The 18,467-nt window shown below is 64.8% G+C and carries 14 protein-coding genes; 11 read left to right on the forward strand and 3 right to left on the reverse strand.

Going from position 1 to position 18,467, the window contains the following annotated elements; genetic code table 11:
* Positions 1-16: 16 nt before the first annotated feature.
* Genes YH64_RS10935 through YH64_RS10960 form a run of 6 tightly spaced genes read left to right on the forward strand, consistent with a single transcriptional unit; the run spans position 17 to position 6,109 of the window.
* Positions 17-919, forward strand: a complete 903-nt coding sequence (locus tag YH64_RS10935; protein ID WP_046804117.1) for a glycosyltransferase family 2 protein — start codon at positions 17-19, stop codon at positions 917-919.
* A gap of 12 nt (positions 920-931) precedes the next feature.
* Positions 932-2,236: an O-antigen ligase family protein gene (locus YH64_RS10940; protein WP_046804118.1), complete on the forward strand. Its 1,305-nt coding sequence runs from the start codon at positions 932-934 to the stop codon at positions 2,234-2,236.
* On the forward strand, positions 2,229-3,356 hold the full coding sequence (locus tag YH64_RS10945) for a glycosyltransferase (RefSeq protein ID WP_046804119.1): 1,128 nt from the start codon (positions 2,229-2,231) through the stop codon (positions 3,354-3,356). Before YH64_RS10940 ends, YH64_RS10945 begins: the two co-directional genes overlap by 8 nt.
* Positions 3,357-3,369: 13 nt before the next feature.
* Positions 3,370-4,257: a glycosyltransferase family 2 protein gene (locus YH64_RS10950; protein ID WP_046804120.1), complete on the forward strand. Its 888-nt coding sequence runs from the start codon at positions 3,370-3,372 to the stop codon at positions 4,255-4,257.
* Positions 4,254-4,814 (forward strand): putative colanic acid biosynthesis acetyltransferase, encoded by a 561-nt coding sequence (locus YH64_RS10955; protein ID WP_046804121.1) that lies wholly within the window; start codon positions 4,254-4,256, stop codon positions 4,812-4,814. Before YH64_RS10950 ends, YH64_RS10955 begins: the two co-directional genes overlap by 4 nt.
* On the forward strand, positions 4,811-6,109 hold the full coding sequence (locus tag YH64_RS10960) for a glycosyltransferase WbuB (RefSeq protein ID WP_046804122.1): 1,299 nt from the start codon (positions 4,811-4,813) through the stop codon (positions 6,107-6,109). Before YH64_RS10955 ends, YH64_RS10960 begins: the two co-directional genes overlap by 4 nt.
* Before the next feature lie 208 nt (positions 6,110-6,317).
* Here the strand turns inward: YH64_RS10960 and YH64_RS10965 are convergent, their stop codons facing one another.
* From YH64_RS10965 to YH64_RS10975, 3 genes are all read right to left on the reverse strand, one after another.
* The gene (locus YH64_RS10965; protein ID WP_046804123.1) at positions 6,318-6,983 is read right to left on the reverse strand and encodes a response regulator transcription factor; all 666 of its coding nucleotides are present in this window, start codon (positions 6,981-6,983) and stop codon (positions 6,318-6,320) included.
* 356 nt (positions 6,984-7,339) lie between these two features.
* Positions 7,340-8,089 carry a response regulator transcription factor gene (locus YH64_RS10970; protein WP_046804124.1) on the reverse strand — a complete coding sequence of 250 codons (750 nt, stop codon included), beginning with the start codon at positions 8,087-8,089 and terminating at the stop codon, positions 7,340-7,342.
* Between the two features lie 562 nt (positions 8,090-8,651).
* Positions 8,652-10,256: a hypothetical protein gene (locus tag YH64_RS10975; RefSeq protein WP_046804125.1), complete on the reverse strand. Its 1,605-nt coding sequence runs from the start codon at positions 10,254-10,256 to the stop codon at positions 8,652-8,654.
* Positions 10,257-10,645: 389 nt separating this feature from the next.
* On the opposite strand from YH64_RS10975, the gene YH64_RS10980 reads away from it, so the two are divergent.
* The 5 genes from YH64_RS10980 to YH64_RS11000 all read left to right on the forward strand — a co-directional run bounded on the left by YH64_RS10980 (position 10,646) and on the right by YH64_RS11000 (position 18,426).
* Entirely contained in the window at positions 10,646-11,317 is a 672-nt protein-coding gene (locus YH64_RS10980) for a TetR/AcrR family transcriptional regulator (protein WP_046804126.1), read from the forward strand.
* A 76-nt stretch (positions 11,318-11,393) separates the two neighbouring features.
* Positions 11,394-13,742, forward strand: coding sequence for an acyl-CoA dehydrogenase (locus YH64_RS10985; protein ID WP_046804127.1), 2,349 nt, complete (start codon positions 11,394-11,396; stop codon positions 13,740-13,742).
* Between the two features lie 12 nt (positions 13,743-13,754).
* On the forward strand, positions 13,755-15,050 hold the full coding sequence (locus YH64_RS10990; RefSeq protein WP_046804128.1) for an acetyl-CoA C-acetyltransferase: 1,296 nt from the start codon (positions 13,755-13,757) through the stop codon (positions 15,048-15,050).
* Positions 15,047-17,038: a 3-hydroxyacyl-CoA dehydrogenase NAD-binding domain-containing protein gene (locus YH64_RS10995; protein ID WP_046804129.1), complete on the forward strand. Its 1,992-nt coding sequence runs from the start codon at positions 15,047-15,049 to the stop codon at positions 17,036-17,038. The genes YH64_RS10990 and YH64_RS10995 overlap by 4 nt, the downstream gene beginning before the upstream one ends.
* A 65-nt stretch (positions 17,039-17,103) precedes the next feature.
* The gene (locus tag YH64_RS11000) at positions 17,104-18,426 is read left to right on the forward strand and encodes an OmpP1/FadL family transporter (protein WP_046804130.1); all 1,323 of its coding nucleotides are present in this window, start codon (positions 17,104-17,106) and stop codon (positions 18,424-18,426) included.
* Positions 18,427-18,467 lie beyond the last annotated feature (41 nt).

An 18,467-nucleotide genomic window follows, 5' to 3' on the forward strand; every position in this document is an offset into this window, starting at 1 on the left:
CATGCTGAGGTCTTACATGCGCAAGCGTCATAACGAGTATTCACGTCAGCTCATCGACTTCGTCCGCGAGCTGCGCCCGCCCGCGCCGATCGCCGGCGGCCTGTTGCCCAAGGTGACCATCGTGACCCCCTCGTACAACCAGGCCAAGTTCCTGGAGCGCACCATCCTGTCGGTGCTGAACCAGGGCTATCCGCGTCTGGAATACATCATCATCGACGGCGGCTCGACCGATGGCAGCGTGGACATCATCCGCAAGTACGAGCGCTACCTGACGTACTGGGAAAGCACCCCGGACCGCGGCCAGTCCCATGCCATCAACAAGGGCTTTGAACGCGCCACGGGCGACTATGTCGGCTGGCAGAATTCCGATGACCTGTATTTCCCCGGCGCCTTGCGCAAGCTGGGCGCAGCGGCCGCGCGGGGCCGCGCGCCGATCGTCAGCGGCAACCTGTTCGTGGCCGACGCCAACAACCACATCTTTCGCAAGATCCACTACACGCCCGTCAATCGCGGCACGCTGACGGTAGTCAAGGCGTCCATACCCAACCAGTCGGCCATCTTCCGCCGCGACCTGCTGCGCAAATACGGGCTGTTGCAGGAAAGCATGCGCTACTGCATGGACCTGGAGCTGTGGAGCCGGCTGCTGCGCGAAGGCAAGAACCTGATCGTGCCCGATGCGCTGGGCGTCTACACCGCGCATGACGAAACCAAGACCGCGCTGATGCAGGACGTGCTGCTGGAAGAACGCGAGCAGATCGTCACGCGCATCCGGCGCACCGAACCGGGCCTGGGCAAGCTGTTCGAACTGTCATGCCGCGCCTCCAAGGTGGCCGCGCACGCGCGCCAGGGCGACTTGTCGTACCTGTTCGAAAAGCTGACCACCAAGATCTTCGGACGCGACGACTGGGCCGCGCACTAGGACGACGCCGACATGAGCCCGCACCGCCGCTTATCCACTTTGCACCTGCTGGGCCTGTTCGCCTTCACCGCGCTGGCCCTGAACGACGACCGCTTCATCCTGGGCGTGGGCAGCTTCAAGCTGTCGCCCTTCGATGTGCTGTTCGTGGCCATGCTGGCCGTCAAGGCGCTGCGGCTGGCCGAGCCCAGCGCCTACGCCCTGCCGCGCGGCCTGCTTGGCGCGCTGCTGGGCTTGCAGGCCATGTCGGTGATCTATCTGCTGCTGGTGTCGATGCACCACCCCGGCATTGAAACCGGCGACGTGGCGCGCGACCTGCGCATCGTCTTCTACTTCTTGTGCACGCCGTTCCTTTGCTACAAGGACATCGACAGCCCGGCCGCCTACGCGGTGTTGCAGAAGTACATCGTGGCGGCCTGCCTGGCGGTGGCCACGCTGATGCTGCTGGAACAATTGCAGGGGTTCAGCGTGTCGAACCCGCTGCGCAACGTGCGGCTGGGCGTGTGGGCCATTCCGTTTGGCGTGGTGTCGCTGCTGACGTTCCGGCGCACCTTGAACGTGTCCGGACCCAAGGCCTACGCGTTGACGCTGTACATGCTGCTGGCGCTGGTGTTTTCGCTGAACCGCAGCCAGTACCTGCAACTGGCGATATCGGTGGTGATTGCTGTGCTGCTGGGCACCGGCCCCGAGCTGCGCCGGCGCGCGGTGCTGATCTTTGCCCCCGCCGCCGTCGCGGGCGTGCTGGTGTTTGCCAGCATCGGCTACCTGGACGTGCTGAGCAACCGCATCTTCAGCGTGGAAAAGCTGGACGAAGATTCCAGCTACGGCGCGCGCATCCAGGAAATGCAGGGGCAGATGGACTACTTTGCCGAAAGCCCCGTGTTTGGCAAGGGCGCGGGCTTTCGCAGTTGGGTCATGGGCGAAAACGGCTTCGAACTGAGCACGTTCGCGCATAACTCCTGGGCCTTTTACCTAATGAAGTTCGGCGTGGTCGGCACCATCATGATCATGCTTCCGCCCTTGCTGATATTGCTGCTGACGCTGTTGCGGCGATACGCGCACCCCGGCCTGGAAATGCACCGGCGCTACCTGCTGGCCACGGCGCCCATCTACATCTTCATCGATTCACTGTCCGGTGGGCTGGCCTACGCGCCCAAGACCGCGTTCACCGGCTTCCTGTTGTGCTATTGCCTGTCGTTGATGCGCAATGCGCAGATCATGCCCGTGCCCCGCGCGGACGCGCCCCGTGCGCCGCTATCCCCCAGCCACCGTCCGGATGCCGTGCGCCGGACGCCACCTCGAGTGATTCCTCATGCCTGATGTCTTGTTTGTCGCGCCAGACTTGCACGGCGGCGTCGGTAGATGCGTTGCCTTCATCGTGGATGCTCTGCCGGAACAGGGCGTTGATTCGGGCCTGTTCCTGCTGCGTTCGCGCAACCGCGAATACCCCGTCGCCAACCCGAAGGTGACGCGCGCCCTGCCCATCATTGAATCGCCCACCAAGCTGCGGCTGATGCTGCCCGTAGCCTTTATGCGCCTGTTGGCGCAGATCCGCCGCGACAAGCCGGCCATCGTGTGTTCGCACGGGCTGCTGTGCAACATGCTGGTGGTGCTGGCCCGCAAGATACTGGGCGGCACGTTTCGCACCGTGGCATTCGAGCACAGCAGCCCGGCCATCCACTACGGCGCCTCGCGCATGCGGCGGCTGAAATGCTGGCTGGTCAGCCAGACGTATCGGCGCCACGACGCGGTGGTGGGCGTGTCGCGCGGCGTCAAGGAAGATTTGGTCAGCATGTTTCCGCCGCTGCGCGGCAAGGTCCACACCATCTACAACGGCGTGCCGCTGGACAACGTGCGCCGCCAAGGCGCGCAGCGCACGCAAGGCGATGCTGCCGCGCCCTATCACGTGGTGGCGGTGGGCCGGCTGGAAGCCGTGAAGGACTACGCCACGCTGGTGGACGCGGCCGCCTTGCTGGACGACCCGGGCATCGCCTTCACCATCCTGGGCGAAGGGTCCGAACACGACGCGCTGCAAAAGCGGATCGACGAGCGCCCGTCCCGCAGCCCGGTCACGCTGGCCGGCCACATCGACAATCCGTTTCCCGTCATCGCCAGCGCCGGCGCCTTTGTGCTGACGTCCATCCGCGAGAGCTTCGGCAACGTGCTGGTGGAAGCCTTGTGCCTGGGCGTGCCGGTGATTTCCACCGACTGTCCGCACGGCCCCGCCGAGATTCTGGACGCCGGGCGCTACGGGCTGCTGGTGCCGGTGGGCGACGCGGCAGCCTTGGCCGACGCCGTGCGCCGGCTGGCCTACGACGCCAAGATGCGCGAGCAACTGGCCGCGCGAGGCCCCGAACGCGCCGACGCCTTTTCCCTAGAGCGGCACTGCCGCAACGTCATCGCGCTATTCCAGCCGCTGATGCAACGCGGCACGCCCTGAACAGGACAGCATCATGCAGAAAATACCGGTATCCGTGGTTGTCATGACGAAGAACGAAGAGCGCAACATCGCCAAGTGCCTGAAGGCGCTGGTGGAGTTTGATGAAGTGTTCGTGGTGGACTCAAACAGCACCGACGCCACCTGCGCGATGGCCACCGCCCTGGGCGCCCGCGTGTCCAATTTCCAGTGGAACGGCAAGTACCCGAAGAAAAAGCAGTGGTGCCTGGAGCAACTGCCCTTCTTGCATCCGGTGGTGTTGTACGTGGACGCGGACGAAGAAATGACGCCGCAGCTTGCCGCCGAAATTCGCGAGGTGCTGCCACGCTTCGCGGCGGGCGCGGGCGGCGCGTTCGTGCCTTTTGATTACGTGTTCTGCGGCAAGAAGCTGGTGCACGGCCACCGCGTCTACAAGCTGGCGCTGCTGGCGCGCGACCAATCGCGCTTTCTGGACTACGACGACCTGGACGTGGCGCATATGTGGGAAGTGGAAGGCCACTACCAGCCGCAGGTCAAAGGCGAGACCTTTGCGCTGCGCCAGCGCATGGTGCATAACGACCACGATTCCCTGTTCCACTATTTCGACAAGCACAACCGCTATTCGGATTGGGAAGCCAACCTGCGCACCAAGGGGCTGATGAACGATCCGCGCGAGGCCAACGTGGGCGCGCGCGCGTTGCTCAAGCGCATTTTCCAGGCCATGCCGTTCAAGGCGCCCATCTCGTTCCTGCATTCGTACGTGTTCCGCCTGGGTTTTCTGGACGGCAAGGCGGGCTATGACTACGCGGTGGCGCGTGCCATGTACTACTGGCAGATCCGCATCAAGACCGAAGAGTTGCAAAAGGCCCGTCTGGCGCGCGCCAACGGAACCCAGGCGGACGCCGTGCCGGGGGCCGCCAAATGAGCGCGCTTCAGCAATTGGACCGCTTTGCGCTGGCCCCCGGCCAGCGCGGCCGCTCGGCGCTGACGGTGCAACTGTGGTGGACGGTGCAGGCCACGCTGTTTCGATGGTCGCCCCAGGTGGCGTATGGCTTTCGGCGCTGGCTGCTGCGCTGCTTTGGCGCGCAGGTGGGCAAGAAGGTTTTGATTCGCCCGTCCGCCACGGTGACCTACCCGTGGAAGGTGCAGATTGGCGATTACGCCTGGATCGGCGATGACGCGGTGCTGTACAGCCTGGGCCCTATCCACATCGGCGCCCACGCCGTGGTGTCGCAGCGCAGCTACCTGTGCGCCGCGGACCACGACGCCGGCCAGCCTGACTTTCCCTTGCGCGAACGCGCGGTGCGCGTGGAAGACGGCGCCTGGGTCGCCACCGATGTCTTCGTGGGGCCGGGCGTGACCATCGGCCGTGAAGCGGTGGTGGGCGCGCGCAGCTCCGTGTTTCGCAATATGCCGGCGGCGATGGTGTGCCATGGCAACCCCTGCCGCCCGGTGCGCCCACGCATGGCGACGGCGCCATGAAGATCCTGATCTACGGGATCAACTACGCGCCCGAACTGACCGGCATCGGCAAGTACAGCGCCGAGCTGGCCGAGTGGCTGGCCGCGCACGGGCACCAGGTCAGCGTGGTGACCGCCCCGCCCTACTATCCGCAATGGCAGGTGCACGACGGCTACCGCGCCGGCCGCTATCGCAAAGAAGAGCGGCGCGGCGTGACCGTGCGGCGCGCGCCGCTGTGGGTGCCCGCGCGCCCCGGTGGCCTGAAGCGGTTGATCCATCTGGCCAGCTTCGCGGTCTCCAGCCTGCCCTCGCTGCTACGCGCGGCAGCCGGCCGGCCGGACCTGATCCTGGTGGTGGAACCGGCGCTGTTCTGCGCGCCCGCGGCATGGATCACGGCGCGGCTGTGCGGCGCGCGCGCGTGGCTGCATATTCAGGACTACGAGGTCGACGCGGCCTTTGAACTGGGCCTGCTCAAGGGAGCGGGCCTGCGCGCGTTGGTCAAGCGGGGCGAGCGCTGGCTGATGCGGCGCTTTGACCGCGTATCGACCATTTCGAATCGCATGCTGGACCTGGCCATCGCCAAGGGTGTCGAGCCCGACCGCGCCGTGCTGCTGCCCAACTGGATCGACGTCAACGCCATCACGCCGCGCACGGAGGGTGGCGATTACCGTGCCCAACTGGGCATACCCGCCAATGCGATCGTGGCGCTGTATTCGGGCAACATGGGCGGCAAGCAAGGCTTGCAGACGCTGGCCGACGTGGCGCGGCGCCTGAGCCGCGAAAGCCGCCTGTGGTTCATCTTTTGCGGTCAGGGACCGGAGCGCGCGCCATTGGAAGCGGCGTGCCAGGGTTTGCCCCGCGTACGCTTCCTGGACTTGCAGCCGGCCGATCGGCTGGGCGCGTTGCTGAACACGGCCGACATCCATCTGCTGCCGCAACGCGCGGGCGCGGCCGACCTGGTGATGCCGTCCAAGCTGACCGGCATGCTGGCCAGCGGCCGCCCGGTGGTGTGCGGCGCGGCGCCGGGCACCGAGCTTGCCGGCGTGGTGGCGCGCTGCGGGCTGCTGACGCCGCCCGAAGACGCCGAGGCCATGGCCGAGGCGGTGCGCAAGCTGAGCTACAACGCGCAGATCCGCGAAACGCTGGGCGCCGCCGCGCGCCAGTATGCGTTGAACCACCTGCACGTGGATGCCGTGCTGGCGGCGGCGGAACGCGAATTCGCCAAGGTGGTGGGCAAGCGCGCAACGCCGGGGGCAGCGGAGGCGGCAACGGCAACGGCAGCGGTGGATGCCGTCCCGCGCGAGGGCGAACGGTAGCGGCTGGCTGGGCGGGAGATTCAAGCGTTGAAGGAACGGTAGAGATCGATGGATCTCTACCGTTTTTTATTTGGTTTTGGTCTTGGCCTTTTGCCTTTGCCTTCGGGCTCCTGGCTTGCTTTGCGCTTGCCGGCCGCAGTCAAAAGCAATCGGCCGGGCGCAACCCCGGCCGACAGGCGTGGTGAGTAAGAGACCGCCCCCCTTCCCCTTAGCCCAGCACATCCTTCTTCGGGGTGGGCGGCGGGCCGCCGCTACGCACCAGGCCCATCTGCACCGCGATGTAGGCGGCCTCGGCCTGGTTGCGCGCGTTCAACTTCCAGTACAACGTGCGCGCGTGGCTCTTGACCGTCGCCACGGATATGCCGACATGCTGGCCGATCTCGCGCATGGTCTTGCCTTGCACCAACAGCTGAAGAATCTCTTCCTGGCGTTGTGTCAGTTCACGCAGTTCCTGCATGGGCGCCTGGGCGACGCCTTGGGGCCGCCCGGCCGGTTGCGGATAGCATTCGCCGCCCGCCACGACCAGGCTCACGGCAGCGGCCAGCGCGTCGGGGCTGGAAGCCTTGGGCAGATAGCCCGCCACGCCTGCCCGCGCACACGCCCCCATCACGGCGGGGTCCAGCACGGAATACAGCACCAGCACCAGCCTGGGCATGAAGAAGGCCATGGCCTGCGAGATAAGCCCCATGTCCTGTTCGGCAATGCCGCTGCAACCGATCACCAGCAACTCGACCGGGCGGTTGATCGAACTGGACATGTTAAGTAAATGAGCTGGCGATATAGCCAGGATGTCGTCGGCGTTCCGTACACGCTCCAGCACATGCTGGATCGCGACGCGAAGCAGAGCGTAGTCTTCGATCAGTACGGTTGTCATCCCGGGGAGAACCTTGTGACACATGGCCCATGCACGGTTCCCATGACGTCGGCGCATCACACTGCGATGGCAGGTTCTGTGCGGCGCCAACCCCAAGGGAATCTTGTCCGCGCTATTGGATCGCGATGGCGAGGCGTGGTGGTTCGCGCTCTCGACCCATGCTTGCGGACACAACCCATGCTATCAGCGGCACCGTTCGCTGAATCTCGTTCAGGAGGATGAATGGTGGAGGAAAGCCGCATCCGAAAGGGCCGCGGCAACTGCGATGTATGACTTAGGCGGGATGGTGGGGCGACCCCGGCAGCAACAGAACAGACCTGTTCCTGGCTGCCGGGCAGGCGGCGCGCCCGTTCTTGCTAGCCGAGCTTGCGCCCATAGATCTGCCCGGCGTCCGATTCCCTGCCATTGGGTTCATGCCATTCCAAGGTTGCGCCGCGTTGCAGCGCTGCGTAGACGGCTTCGCCCTTGTTCTTGACATGCAGACGCTGATAAAGCGTGCAAGCATGCGTCTTTGCGGTAGCGACCGAGATGTTCAGCATGCGGCTGACCGTCTTGATCGGATACCCCCGAGCCAGCAACACCAGCACTTCGTACTGACGCGGCGTGATCTGAAGCAGCTGCGCACCGGCGCTGACCGGCATGGAGCCCTTGCTGGAAGCGTCGTCGCCATCACGTGCCGGCAACGCGCAGACCGTCGCGGCAGGCGCTTGCATTGCCTGTTCGCTGGGGAAGCACTGACCGCCGGCCATGACCAGGCGAATCGCGGCTTCCAGGATTTCGACCGAAGCCGTCTTCATCAAGCAGCCATACACGCTGGCGCCAGGCAAACCTTGCACCGGCATCGGCAACGGCATCACATCGGTCAGCAGCAGAATCCGCTTGGGCGTCAGAACGCGCTGAATTTCGTGCAGCGCGCTCCAGGCTTCATCGGTATCCACCGGCAACCCATAGATCAAGAGATCGGCGCCAGCGTGCGCGCCATCGGCCTTGGACAAGTCCGCCAAGCCCATACCCTCGATTTCCCACACATCGTCCAACTTGCTAAGTATCTGCCACAACCCCAACCGCAGTAGCGGATGGGCTTCAATCAGGACCATCTTGGCCATGGTGTCCTCCCGGTTTTTCGACGGGCCTAGAAGGGATCTTCGCTGTGCTGAAGACTATTTTTTTTCCAGCCCTGCGGGGGTGGTCCGCAATATCCCGGAATATCTAATGAAGCTGGACCGGGGCATTTGGGCTGGGCAACTTTGGTAGCCAACATAACGGATGGCATGAACCCATCTTATGGTTCGAAACCTTCAAAATCAAGACGTTTCAGGGCGATATAATCCGATAAAAACAGAAATCATTCGTTAGCCTTAATCACTCTCGTAAATACGGATGAGAGCGCCCTCTCCGCCTTTTTGCCGCTAGGGTTTTCACTGACTCCCCTGGGGCAATGACGGCTTTCCCCCTATGGGGACCCGCGTCAAGAGGCTTGATTCGTAACGCTGTCGGCCAAATTGGGGCCGTAAAAAGGCCGCGACCGGGCGCAAGCCCGTCGCGGCCGATATGCCGAAATTTGGACCGAATAACTTTCGATATGTTTCCGCAGACACACCCCTGCCCGCTGCGGATCGCCGAATCGCAATATAGGTAACATTTTTATTTTGGAACGCTACGCTCCATTTACTCCATATAGGCGAAGTCAAATACGGTATGACCCCCCTGATGGTGCCAATGGTGCATTGAAGCATGACGCTTGCGCAAAAAGCTGGCGTAGTGGATTTCGCCATCCGTTTCCACATACGTGGACGGCGTCAGCTCTTCGATGCGGTTCAGGGACACGCCCTTGCCGTAGTGGCAAAAGCCTTGGTACTGGGCGCAGCGGATCACCTCTCCGCTAGGCGACACAACGATTCCGGCGTTGCGGGCGCGCATGGGGTTGCGCACGATGGGGTTGCAGGCGTGCGGCGTCCACTCGGTCGAGCGCGGCGAATCCGAGAAAAAGGCAAACAGCTCGTCGCAATGGCTTTGGCCGTCCGTTCGGTCGATATTTGTTAATAGCCACCAATATTCTCCGTGTTTAAAAATAATGGTATCCACGGCGGATATATTGGTCATCAACGTGACATCAAGCTCCCATTTCAACGGAAATTCAGTGCATTTCCATAACTCAATACTGCGATTTCCGCACGTTTCAGGAACCATATACGTCACACCTTCGTGTTCAAAAATATATGGAAACGACAGGTGATAAGGCAGATTCAAGGCAGTGCCCAACAGCCGGAAAGCCCCGTCGGAGTAGGTCGCGACCGAAATCGTACCCTTCCGGGAAGTGAAGTCGTAGTCTTCAAAAAATATATATGGTTTTTTATCGTGCGTATAAACAAACGGATCTGCGAAGAACCTACCTTTGGGAGGTTGCAGCACCATGGCTTCCGATACCACCGCCTGTTGCCGGGATGACGGAAACATACCAATCCGCCAGCGCACATTGCGCTTCATGATGCGCCGCACAATCAAATCAGACATTAACCACGCCTGGCGCGCAATATACGCCGCGCTATCCCACTCCGCCGGGTCGGCCCGGCGCGGGCCGCTCATGATCTGCATGTCGGGCGCCGGCTCGCTCTGGCGGGCGCGCGCCAGGGCCTGCAAGGCGTCGTAGAGCATGAAATTTCCCAGGCTGAACGCGCGCGCCTGGTTCTTCAACCAGAACACTTCGGTATTGAAACTGCGCTGGTCCAGCAGCTCGTCCTGTTCGGACTTGGCTCCCATGCGCCAGAGTTTTACGGTTGTGTGATCCTCGCGATGAAACACCTCCCAGAAGCCGGCGTAGCGGCTGGTCGACACGGCGATATCGGAGTAGCTCAATTGCCATACCCCCATCCTCGCCCAGTCGGCCATTTGCGCGCGGGTGGCGCACGACGCGCCCAGCGTGATGACCAGATCCAGGCCCAGGGCAGTGACCGCGTCCTGCGCGCCGGGCGTGGTCACGCCCGCTTCCAGCGGCAGCACCGGCACTGAGGGCGACGGCATGCTTTTGCGCAGGTCCGCGCAAGACAGCATCTGGCGTTGCTTGGCCGGCAGCATCCGGGCCTCGAAGCGCGACAACGTGCCAAACAGCGCCTTGACCGCCAGGCGCGGGGCCTTCTCGGCCCCCTCGCCGCTCATCACCAATAAGGCCGAGATGTCGAAATCCTGACTATGGACCAGCCAGTCCACCATCTCATGCATCCAGCCGGGTTGCTCATACCCGTCAACCAACAGTCCCACTCGGTAGGTTTTCATATGTCCCGCTCCTGTGTCAGGGCGTCTAGGGCGAGCGCACCGGCCTGGTGCGCGGGCTAGCCCCTTGCATCGCCGGTACAACGCAATTGAGTCCTCGCGCTGATACTGCGGCGTTTTTCCCCCGCCTTCCAGACCACATTCATCCTAGGCCGGCCGTCCGAGGACGAACGGTTCAAGCTCGTGCCGGCGGCCGATCCGGGCTCATGCAAGCGCGCCTGCCGGCTCATCCTTCTGGTCTAGCTGACCCGGTATGAAAAGCCCCTTGCCTAGTGCGCAAAGGATGCTGCGTCCGTACGTTAGGGGTAAACCCTATTGGGGATAGCCGAGGCTCGCTTCTCGTTCTTCCCTGCCGCATAATGATTTTTAAACGAACGTTTGAATTCAACCTTATGCAAGAAATCAGAACTCCCACTACCCGCGAATCCATCCTGGACACCGCCGAAGCGCTCTTTGCGCAGCAAGGCCACGAGGGCACCTCGATGCGCCAGATCACCGGCGCGGCCGGCGTCAATCTGGCTTCGGTGAACTATCACTTCGGCTCTAAAGAGTCACTCGTGCAAGCGGTGCTGAAACGGCGGCTGGAAGTGCTGAACCGCGAGCGCCTGCGCCTGTTGGACGAACTTGAGGCGCAATCCGAAGGCAAGCCGCTCAAGCCGTCGCAGATCGTCGACGCCTTTTTCGGCACGCTGCTGCGCCTCGCCGCCGACCCTGCCCAGGCCGGCAGCACCTTTCTGCCGCTGCTTGAACGCACCATGACCGAGCCGTCCGATTTCATCCGCGCGCTGTTCGCGGAGGAATACGCCGACGTGCTGGAGCGCTATCGCAATGCCCTGTTCGCCGCCCTGCCCGATGTGCCCAAGGCTGAAATCGTGTGGCGCTTCCAGTTCATGCTGGGCGCCACGTCGTACGCCATCATCGGCACCGACCTGCTGCGTTCCGTCACGGGCTGGCAGCTGGACGAAGCCGAACAACCCGACAACCCCGAACTGCTGCTGCCCCGCCTGATGAGCTTCCTGCTGGGCGGCCTGCGCGCCCCGCTGCCACCGGTGGCCGGCGCCTAGCCGACATCGGCATCAGCATCGGCATCCCCAGAACCAGAACCAGACCGACCAGACCCCCCATTACGGAGACAAAGACATGTCCGCAGTCATCCTCACGCTAGTCGTCATCGCGGTGCTTGCCGCCATCGTGCTGGGCGTGCGGCCACTGCGGCGGGCGCTGCTGTCGGCGCCCATCTTCAACCTGTATCGCAAGGTGCTGCCGCAGATGTCCGACACCGAGCGCGACGCGCTGGAAGCCGGCACCGTATGGTGGGAAGGCGAACTGTTTCGCGGCCGCCCGGACTGGAGCCGTCTGCTGGCCTACCCGCGCCCGCGCCTGACCGACGCCGAACAGCAGTTCCTGGACAACCAGGCCGAGCGGGCCTGCCGCATGGTCAATGACTGGAGCGTCACGCAGGAACGCTACGACCTGCCGGCGGACGTGTGGACTTATCTGAAGACCCAGGGTTTCCTGGGCATGATCATCCCGAAGGAATACGGCGGGTTGGGCTTCTCTGCCTATGCACATTCCGAAATCGTGACCAAGCTGTCCACGCGCTCGTCCGCGCTGGCCGTGTCGGTGATGGTGCCGAACTCGCTGGGCCCGGCCGAACTGCTGCTGCACTACGGCACCGACGAACAGAAGAACCACTACCTGCCGCGCCTGGCGCGCGGCGACGAGGTGCCGGCCTTTGCGTTGACCAGCCCGTGGGCCGGATCCGACGCCGCGGCCATTCCCGACAGCGGCATCGTCTGCAAGGGCGAATGGCAAGGCCGCGAAGTGATCGGCATGCGCGTCACCTGGGACAAGCGCTACATCACGCTGGCCCCGGTCTGCACGCTGCTGGGGCTGGCGTTCCGCCTGTACGACCCCGATGGCCTGCTGGGCGGCAAGAAAGACCTGGGCATCACCTGCGCGCTGGTGCCGCACGACCATCCCGGCGTGGACACCGGCCGCCGCCACTTCCCGCTGAACGCCATGTTCATGAACGGCCCGACGCGCGGTACCGACGTCTTCATGCCGCTGGACTTCATCATCGGCGGCCCGGCCATGGCGGGCCAAGGCTGGCGCATGCTGATGGAATGCCTGGCCGCCGGCCGGTCCATATCGCTGCCCTCGTCCAACACCGGCATGTCCAAGCTGACGGCGCGCGCCGTGGGCGGCTATGCCCGCGTGCGCAGCCAGTTCCGCATGCCCGTGGGCAAGTTCGAAGGCGTGGAAGAAGCGCTGGCGCGTATCGGCGGCCACACCTACATGATGGATGCCGCGCGCAGCATGACGGCGGGCGCCGTCGACCTGGGCGAGAAGCCGTCCGTCGTGTCCGCCATCGTCAAATACCATGTGACCGAACGCGCCCGCCAGGTCGTCAACGACGGCATGGACGTGATTGGCGGCAAGGGCATCTGCCTGGGTCCCAACAACTTCCTGGGCCGCGCGTATCAGCAGATTCCCATCGGCATCACCGTCGAAGGCGCCAACATCCTGACGCGCAGCCTGATCATCTTTGGACAAGGCGCGATTCGCTGCCATCCCTACGTGCTGGCGGAAATGCAGGCGGCGCAATCGCCCAACGCCAAACAAGGGCTGGACGATTTTGATCGCGCGTTCTGGGGTCACGTGGGCTTTGTGGCCAAGAACACGTTGCGCACCCTGGGCACTGCGCTGACCGGCGCGCGCTTTGTTGCCGTGAACGCCGACGTGGCGCCCGACATGAAGGGCTACTACCAGCTGCTTAGCCGGTATTCCGCCGCTTTCGCGCTGCTGGCCGACTCGATGATGCTGGTGCTGGGCGGCAGCCTGAAACGCCGCGAACGCCTGTCGGCGCGCTTGGGCGACGTGCTGTCGCAGATGTACCTGATCAGCGCCACGCTCAAGCGCTTTGAAGACGAAGGCCGCCAGGCCGCCGATGCGCCGCTGGCGCACTGGTCCATCCAGGACGCGCTGTTCAAGTTGCAGGAAGCCTTTGACGGCGTGCTGGCAAACACGCCCAACCGTTTCGTGGCCTGGACCTTGGCGCGTCTGATCTTCCCGTGGGGCCGCACGCAGACGCCACCGTCCGACGCGCTGGGCCAGGACGTGGCGCGGCTGTTGATCAACCCCAGCGCCACGCGCGACCGCCTGACCTCGGGCTGCCACCTGCCCGCCACCGCTGATGAGCCCGTGGGCGCCATCGAACTGGCGCTGGCCGCCACGCTTGCCGCCGAGCCCATCGAAGCCAAGATCCGCGAACTTGAAAAGCGCGGCGCCCTGCAAGGCAACCCGCAAGCCAACGTGCGCGATATCGCCGACGCCGCCTACGCGGCACGTGGCATCACCGCCGAAGAGTACGCCGTGGTCAAACACCGCAACAGCTTGCGCGATACCGTGGTGCACGTGGATGATTTCCCCTTTGACCTGGGCAAGGCGCAGGCCGACCGGCCCGCCGCCGAACGCAAGGTCGCCTGACGGAGGAAACCGATGGCATTCAAACCGGTTTACGTCATTGACGGGACTCGCACGCCCTTCCTGAAAGCACGCACGGGCCCCGGCCCGTTCTCGGCCGGGGACCTGGCCGTACAAGCCGGCCGCGCCCTGCTGCTGCGCCAACCCTATGCCCCCACGGATCTGGACGAAGTCATCATCGGCTGCGCCGCGCCGTCGCCGGATGAAGTCAACATCGGCCGCGTGATTGCGCTGCGCCTGGGTTGTGGCAACCACGTGCCCGGATGGACCGTGATGCGCAATTGCGCGTCCGGCATGCAGGCCCTGGATTCCGGCATCGCCAATATTCAAACCGGCCGGTCGCAGCTGGTGCTGGCGGGCGGCACCGACGCCTTGTCCCGCGCCCCGCTGCTGTTTTCCGACGACATGGTGCGCTGGCTGTCCGGCTGGTACGCGGCGCGCGGCACCGGCGCCAAGCTGGCGGCGCTGCGCGGCTTCAGGCTGAAGAACCTGGCGCCCGTCATTGGCTTGCTCAAGGGGTTGACCGACCCGGTGGTGGGCCTGTCGATGGGCCAGACGGCGGAAAACGTAGCCACCCGTTTCGGCATCGACCGCGCCGCCATGGACGCCTATGCGGCGGGCAGCCACCAGCGCGTTCTGGCCGCGCGCGCGGCCGGTGCGCTCAATGAAATCACGCCGCTGATCGACAACAAAGGCAAGCTCTACCCCGACGATGACGGCGTGCGCGAGGATTCCACGCCCGAGAAACTGGCCAAGCTGCGGCCGGTGTTCGACAAACCCTGGGGCAACATCACGGCGGGCAATAGTTCGCAGGTGACCGACGGCGCCGCCATGCTGGTGTTGGCGTCCGAAGAAGCGGTGGCCAAGTGGAACCTGCGCCCCCTTGGCCGCATTGTGGACAGCCAGTGGGCCGGCCTGGACCCCGCGCAAATGGGCCTGGGGCCGGTGCATGCGGCCACGCCCATCCTGCAACGCCATGGCCTGGGCTTGAATGACCTGGACTTGTGGGAGATCAACGAAGCCTTCGCCGCGCAGGTGCTAGGGTGCCTGGCGGCATGGCGTGACGATGCCTATTGCCAAGCGCATTTCGGTACGCCAGCATGGGGGCCGCTGGACCCGGCCAAGCTGAATGTGGACGGCGGTGCCATCGCCATCGGCCACCCCGTGGGTGCGTCCGGCGCGCGCATCGTGCTGCATCTGCTTGAAGCGTTGAAGCGCCGTGGCGCCAAGCGCGGCATGGCCGCCATCTGCATCGGCGGCGGCCAAGGCGGCGCGATGCTGGTTGAAACCCTGGACGAGGACCGCCCATGACGACCATGGACACGCTTTCCCACTGGCGCCTGGACCGCGACCCCGACGGCCTGGCTCGCCTGACGTTCGACCGCGCAGGCAGCGCCGTGAATGCGCTGTCGGCCGACACCATGGCCGAACTGGCCGTGGTGCTGGACGCGTTGGACGCCGCGCCGCCGGCGGGCCTGATCATTCAGTCGGGCAAGGCCACCGGTTTCATCGTGGGCGCCGACGTCAACGAATTCGCCAGCCTGGACACGCCCGAACAGGCGCGCGGCCTGATCGCACGTGGTTGGAACCTGTTCAACCGCCTGGCCGCCGTGCGCTACCCCACCCTTGCCCTGATCCAGGGCCACTGCCTGGGCGGCGGGCTTGAATTGGCGCTGGCGTGCCGCTATCGCCTGGTCGCCGATCAGCCCGGCACGTCGTTGGCGCTGCCCGAAGTCATGCTGGGCATCTTCCCGGGCTGGGGCGGCATGCTGCGCTTGCCGCAGGTGATCGGCGCGCCCGCCGCGCTGGACATGATGCTGACCGGCCGGGGCGCGGATGCGCGACGCGCCGCCGCGCTGGGCCTGGCCGACGCGCGCGTGCCGCCGCGTTTGCTACAGGCTGCCGCGCGCCAGTTGGTGCTGTCGAAAAAGCCGCCGCGCCGCGCGCGTGGTATCGGCGCCTGGGCCAACCGCTGGCCCTTCAAGGCCCTGGTCGCCAACCGCGCACGCAAGCAGATTGCCGCCAAGGACCCACTGGGCCACTACCCCGCCGCCCCCGCCATCGTCACGCTATGGGAAAAGCATGGCGGCAACGCCTTGCAGGCGCCTGACCTGATCGACGCGATCATTTCGTCCGACACCGCGCGCAACCTGTTGCGCGTGTTCCGCCTGCAAGAGCGCCTGAAGGCCAACGGCAAGCAGACCGGCGTCACGCCGGCCCGCCATGTGCACGTGGTGGGCGCCGGCACCATGGGCGGCGACATCGCGGCCTGGTGCGCGTACAAGGGCTTGACGGTGACGCTGCAAGACCAGGACATGGCGCGCATCGCACCGGCCATCGAACGCGCCGCCACGCTGTATGCGCGCCGCCTGAAAGACCCGCGCCTGGTTCGCGCCGCGCTGGACCGCCTGATACCCGATCCCACCGGCGGCGGCGTGCCGCGCGCCGACATCATCATCGAAGCCATCAGCGAACAACCCGAGGCCAAGCGCGCGTTGTACGCGTCGCTGGAACCGCGCATGCAGGCCGACGCGCTGCTGGCCACCAATACGTCCAGCCTGTCGCTGGAAACGCTGCGCAGCGGCCTGGCTCGCCCCGAGCGTCTGGTGGGCATCCACTTCTTCAACCCCGTGGCCAAGATGCCGCTGGTGGAAGTGGTGCATGCCGAGGGCGATTCGGGCGAGGCCACGGCGCGCGCCTGCGCTTTCGTGGGCCAGATAGACAAACTGGCGCTTCCCGTCAAGAGCGCGCCGGGATTCCTCGTCAACGCCGTGCTGGCGCCCTATATGCTGCAAGCCATGCGCAGCGTGGACGACGGCATGGCGCCGGAAACGGTGGATGCCGCCATGGTCGAATTCGGCATGCCGATGGGGCCGCTGGAACTGGCCGACACCGTCGGCCTGGACATTGCGCGCGCGGCAGGCGAGCAACTTGCCGGTGGCGCCGAGCCGCCCCGCTGCCTGGCCGAACGCCTGGCGCGCGGTGACCTGGGCAAGAAAAGCGGCAAGGGCTTCTATACGTGGCGCGACGGCAAACCGGTCAAGCAAGGCAAAGGCGCCGCCGGACACGGCAGCAGCAGCACCACCACTACGGCCGCCCCCGCCGGGCTGGCACAGCGCCTGATCCAGCCCTTGGTGGACGCCACCCTGGAGCGCGTGCAGTCCGGCGTGGTCGCCGATGCCGACTCGGCCGATGCCGGGGTAATTTTTGGAACGGGGTTCGCGCCTTTCACGGGCGGACCCCTGCATTACCAGGCGAGCCATGCCTGGCGCAGCAGCAAACCGGCTAACGCCGAATAGACCGGGGTCACAACCAGACCGGCAGTGCAAGTAGAGACATACATCCAACTCGAGGAGGCAGTACCATGCGCAGACGTTCATTGTCCCTGAGCACCTTGTCGGCCCTGGTGGTCGGCCTGGGCGCGTCCGCAACGTCCTACGCCGCCGGCTTTCAGCTTTTAGAGCAGAACGCCAGTGGCCTGGGCAACGCTTACGCAGGCTCGGCGGCAAATCCCGAAAACGCCAGCATCATTTACTTCAACCCGGCCGGCATGACGTACCTGCCCGGCGTGAATTTTTCGGGCGGGGTCAATCTGATCAAGCCCTCGTTCAAGTTCAAGGACAACGGCAACAGCCGTAATCCCAGCGTTCCCGGCCTGCCCGGCTCGGGCCTGAACGGGTCGGCCCCCACCGGCGGCAACGGCGGCGATGCGGGCAACCTGGGCGTGGTGCCCAACCTCTACGCCTCCTGGCAATTGAACGAGCAGTGGTACATCGGCCTGGGCGTCGGCGCGCCGTTCGGCCTGATGACCGAATACGACGACGGCTGGGTCGGCCAATACCATTCGAACAAATTCGAGATCAAGACAATCAACGTGAACCCGTCGATTGCCTACAAGGTCAACGAAAAGTTCTCGATGGGCTTCGGGCTGAACTGGCAACACATCGACGCCAACTACAAGAAGAAAACGGTCGTGCCGATTGCGGGCCTGCCGGTCGCCACCAACGGCGACGCCGACCTGAACCTGAAGGGGGACGCGTGGGGCTGGAACGCGGGCTTCATGCTGCAACCCACCGAAGACACGCGCATCGGCCTGTCGTACCGCTCGAAGATCAAGCACACCGCCAAGGGCGACACCGACATCACCAGCATCGGCCCCACCAAGCAATCGGTGTCGTTTGACGCCAAGGCCTCGGTGGACCTGCCCGACACGTTGATCCTGAGCGCCGCGCATCAGTTGAACGAGCGCTGGGAACTGCTGGGCGACGTGTCCTGGACGGGCTGGAGCAGCATCCCCGAACTGAAGATCCGCAACTCCGGCCCCGGCGCGCGCGATGACGAACTGCCGCTGAACTTCCGCGACACCTGGCGCGTCGCGCTGGGCGCGAACTACAAGTTCGCCCCCGACTGGAAGTGGAAGTTCGGCCTGGCGTACGACCAGTCGCCGGTGCATGACAAGGCCGACCGCCCCACCTCCCTGCCCGATAACGACCGCTACTGGTTCTCGACCGGCGTGCAGTGGGCGGCCACCAAGAACACCACGCTGGATCTGGGCTACACCTATCTGTACCTGCGCAAGACGGACATCGACACGACGTCCGGCAGCCAGGCGACCAAGGGCCGCGTGGCGGGCACCTATGACAGCAGCGGCCACATCGTCGGCCTGCAACTGTCGTCCCGCTTCTAGCCTTGCGCGGGTGGGCGGCCGCGCGCCGCCCGCCCGCTTTA

This window comes from Achromobacter sp. LC458 (assembly GCF_001005835.2).
Lineage (GTDB): Bacteria > Pseudomonadota > Gammaproteobacteria > Burkholderiales > Burkholderiaceae_B > Achromobacter > Achromobacter spanius_B.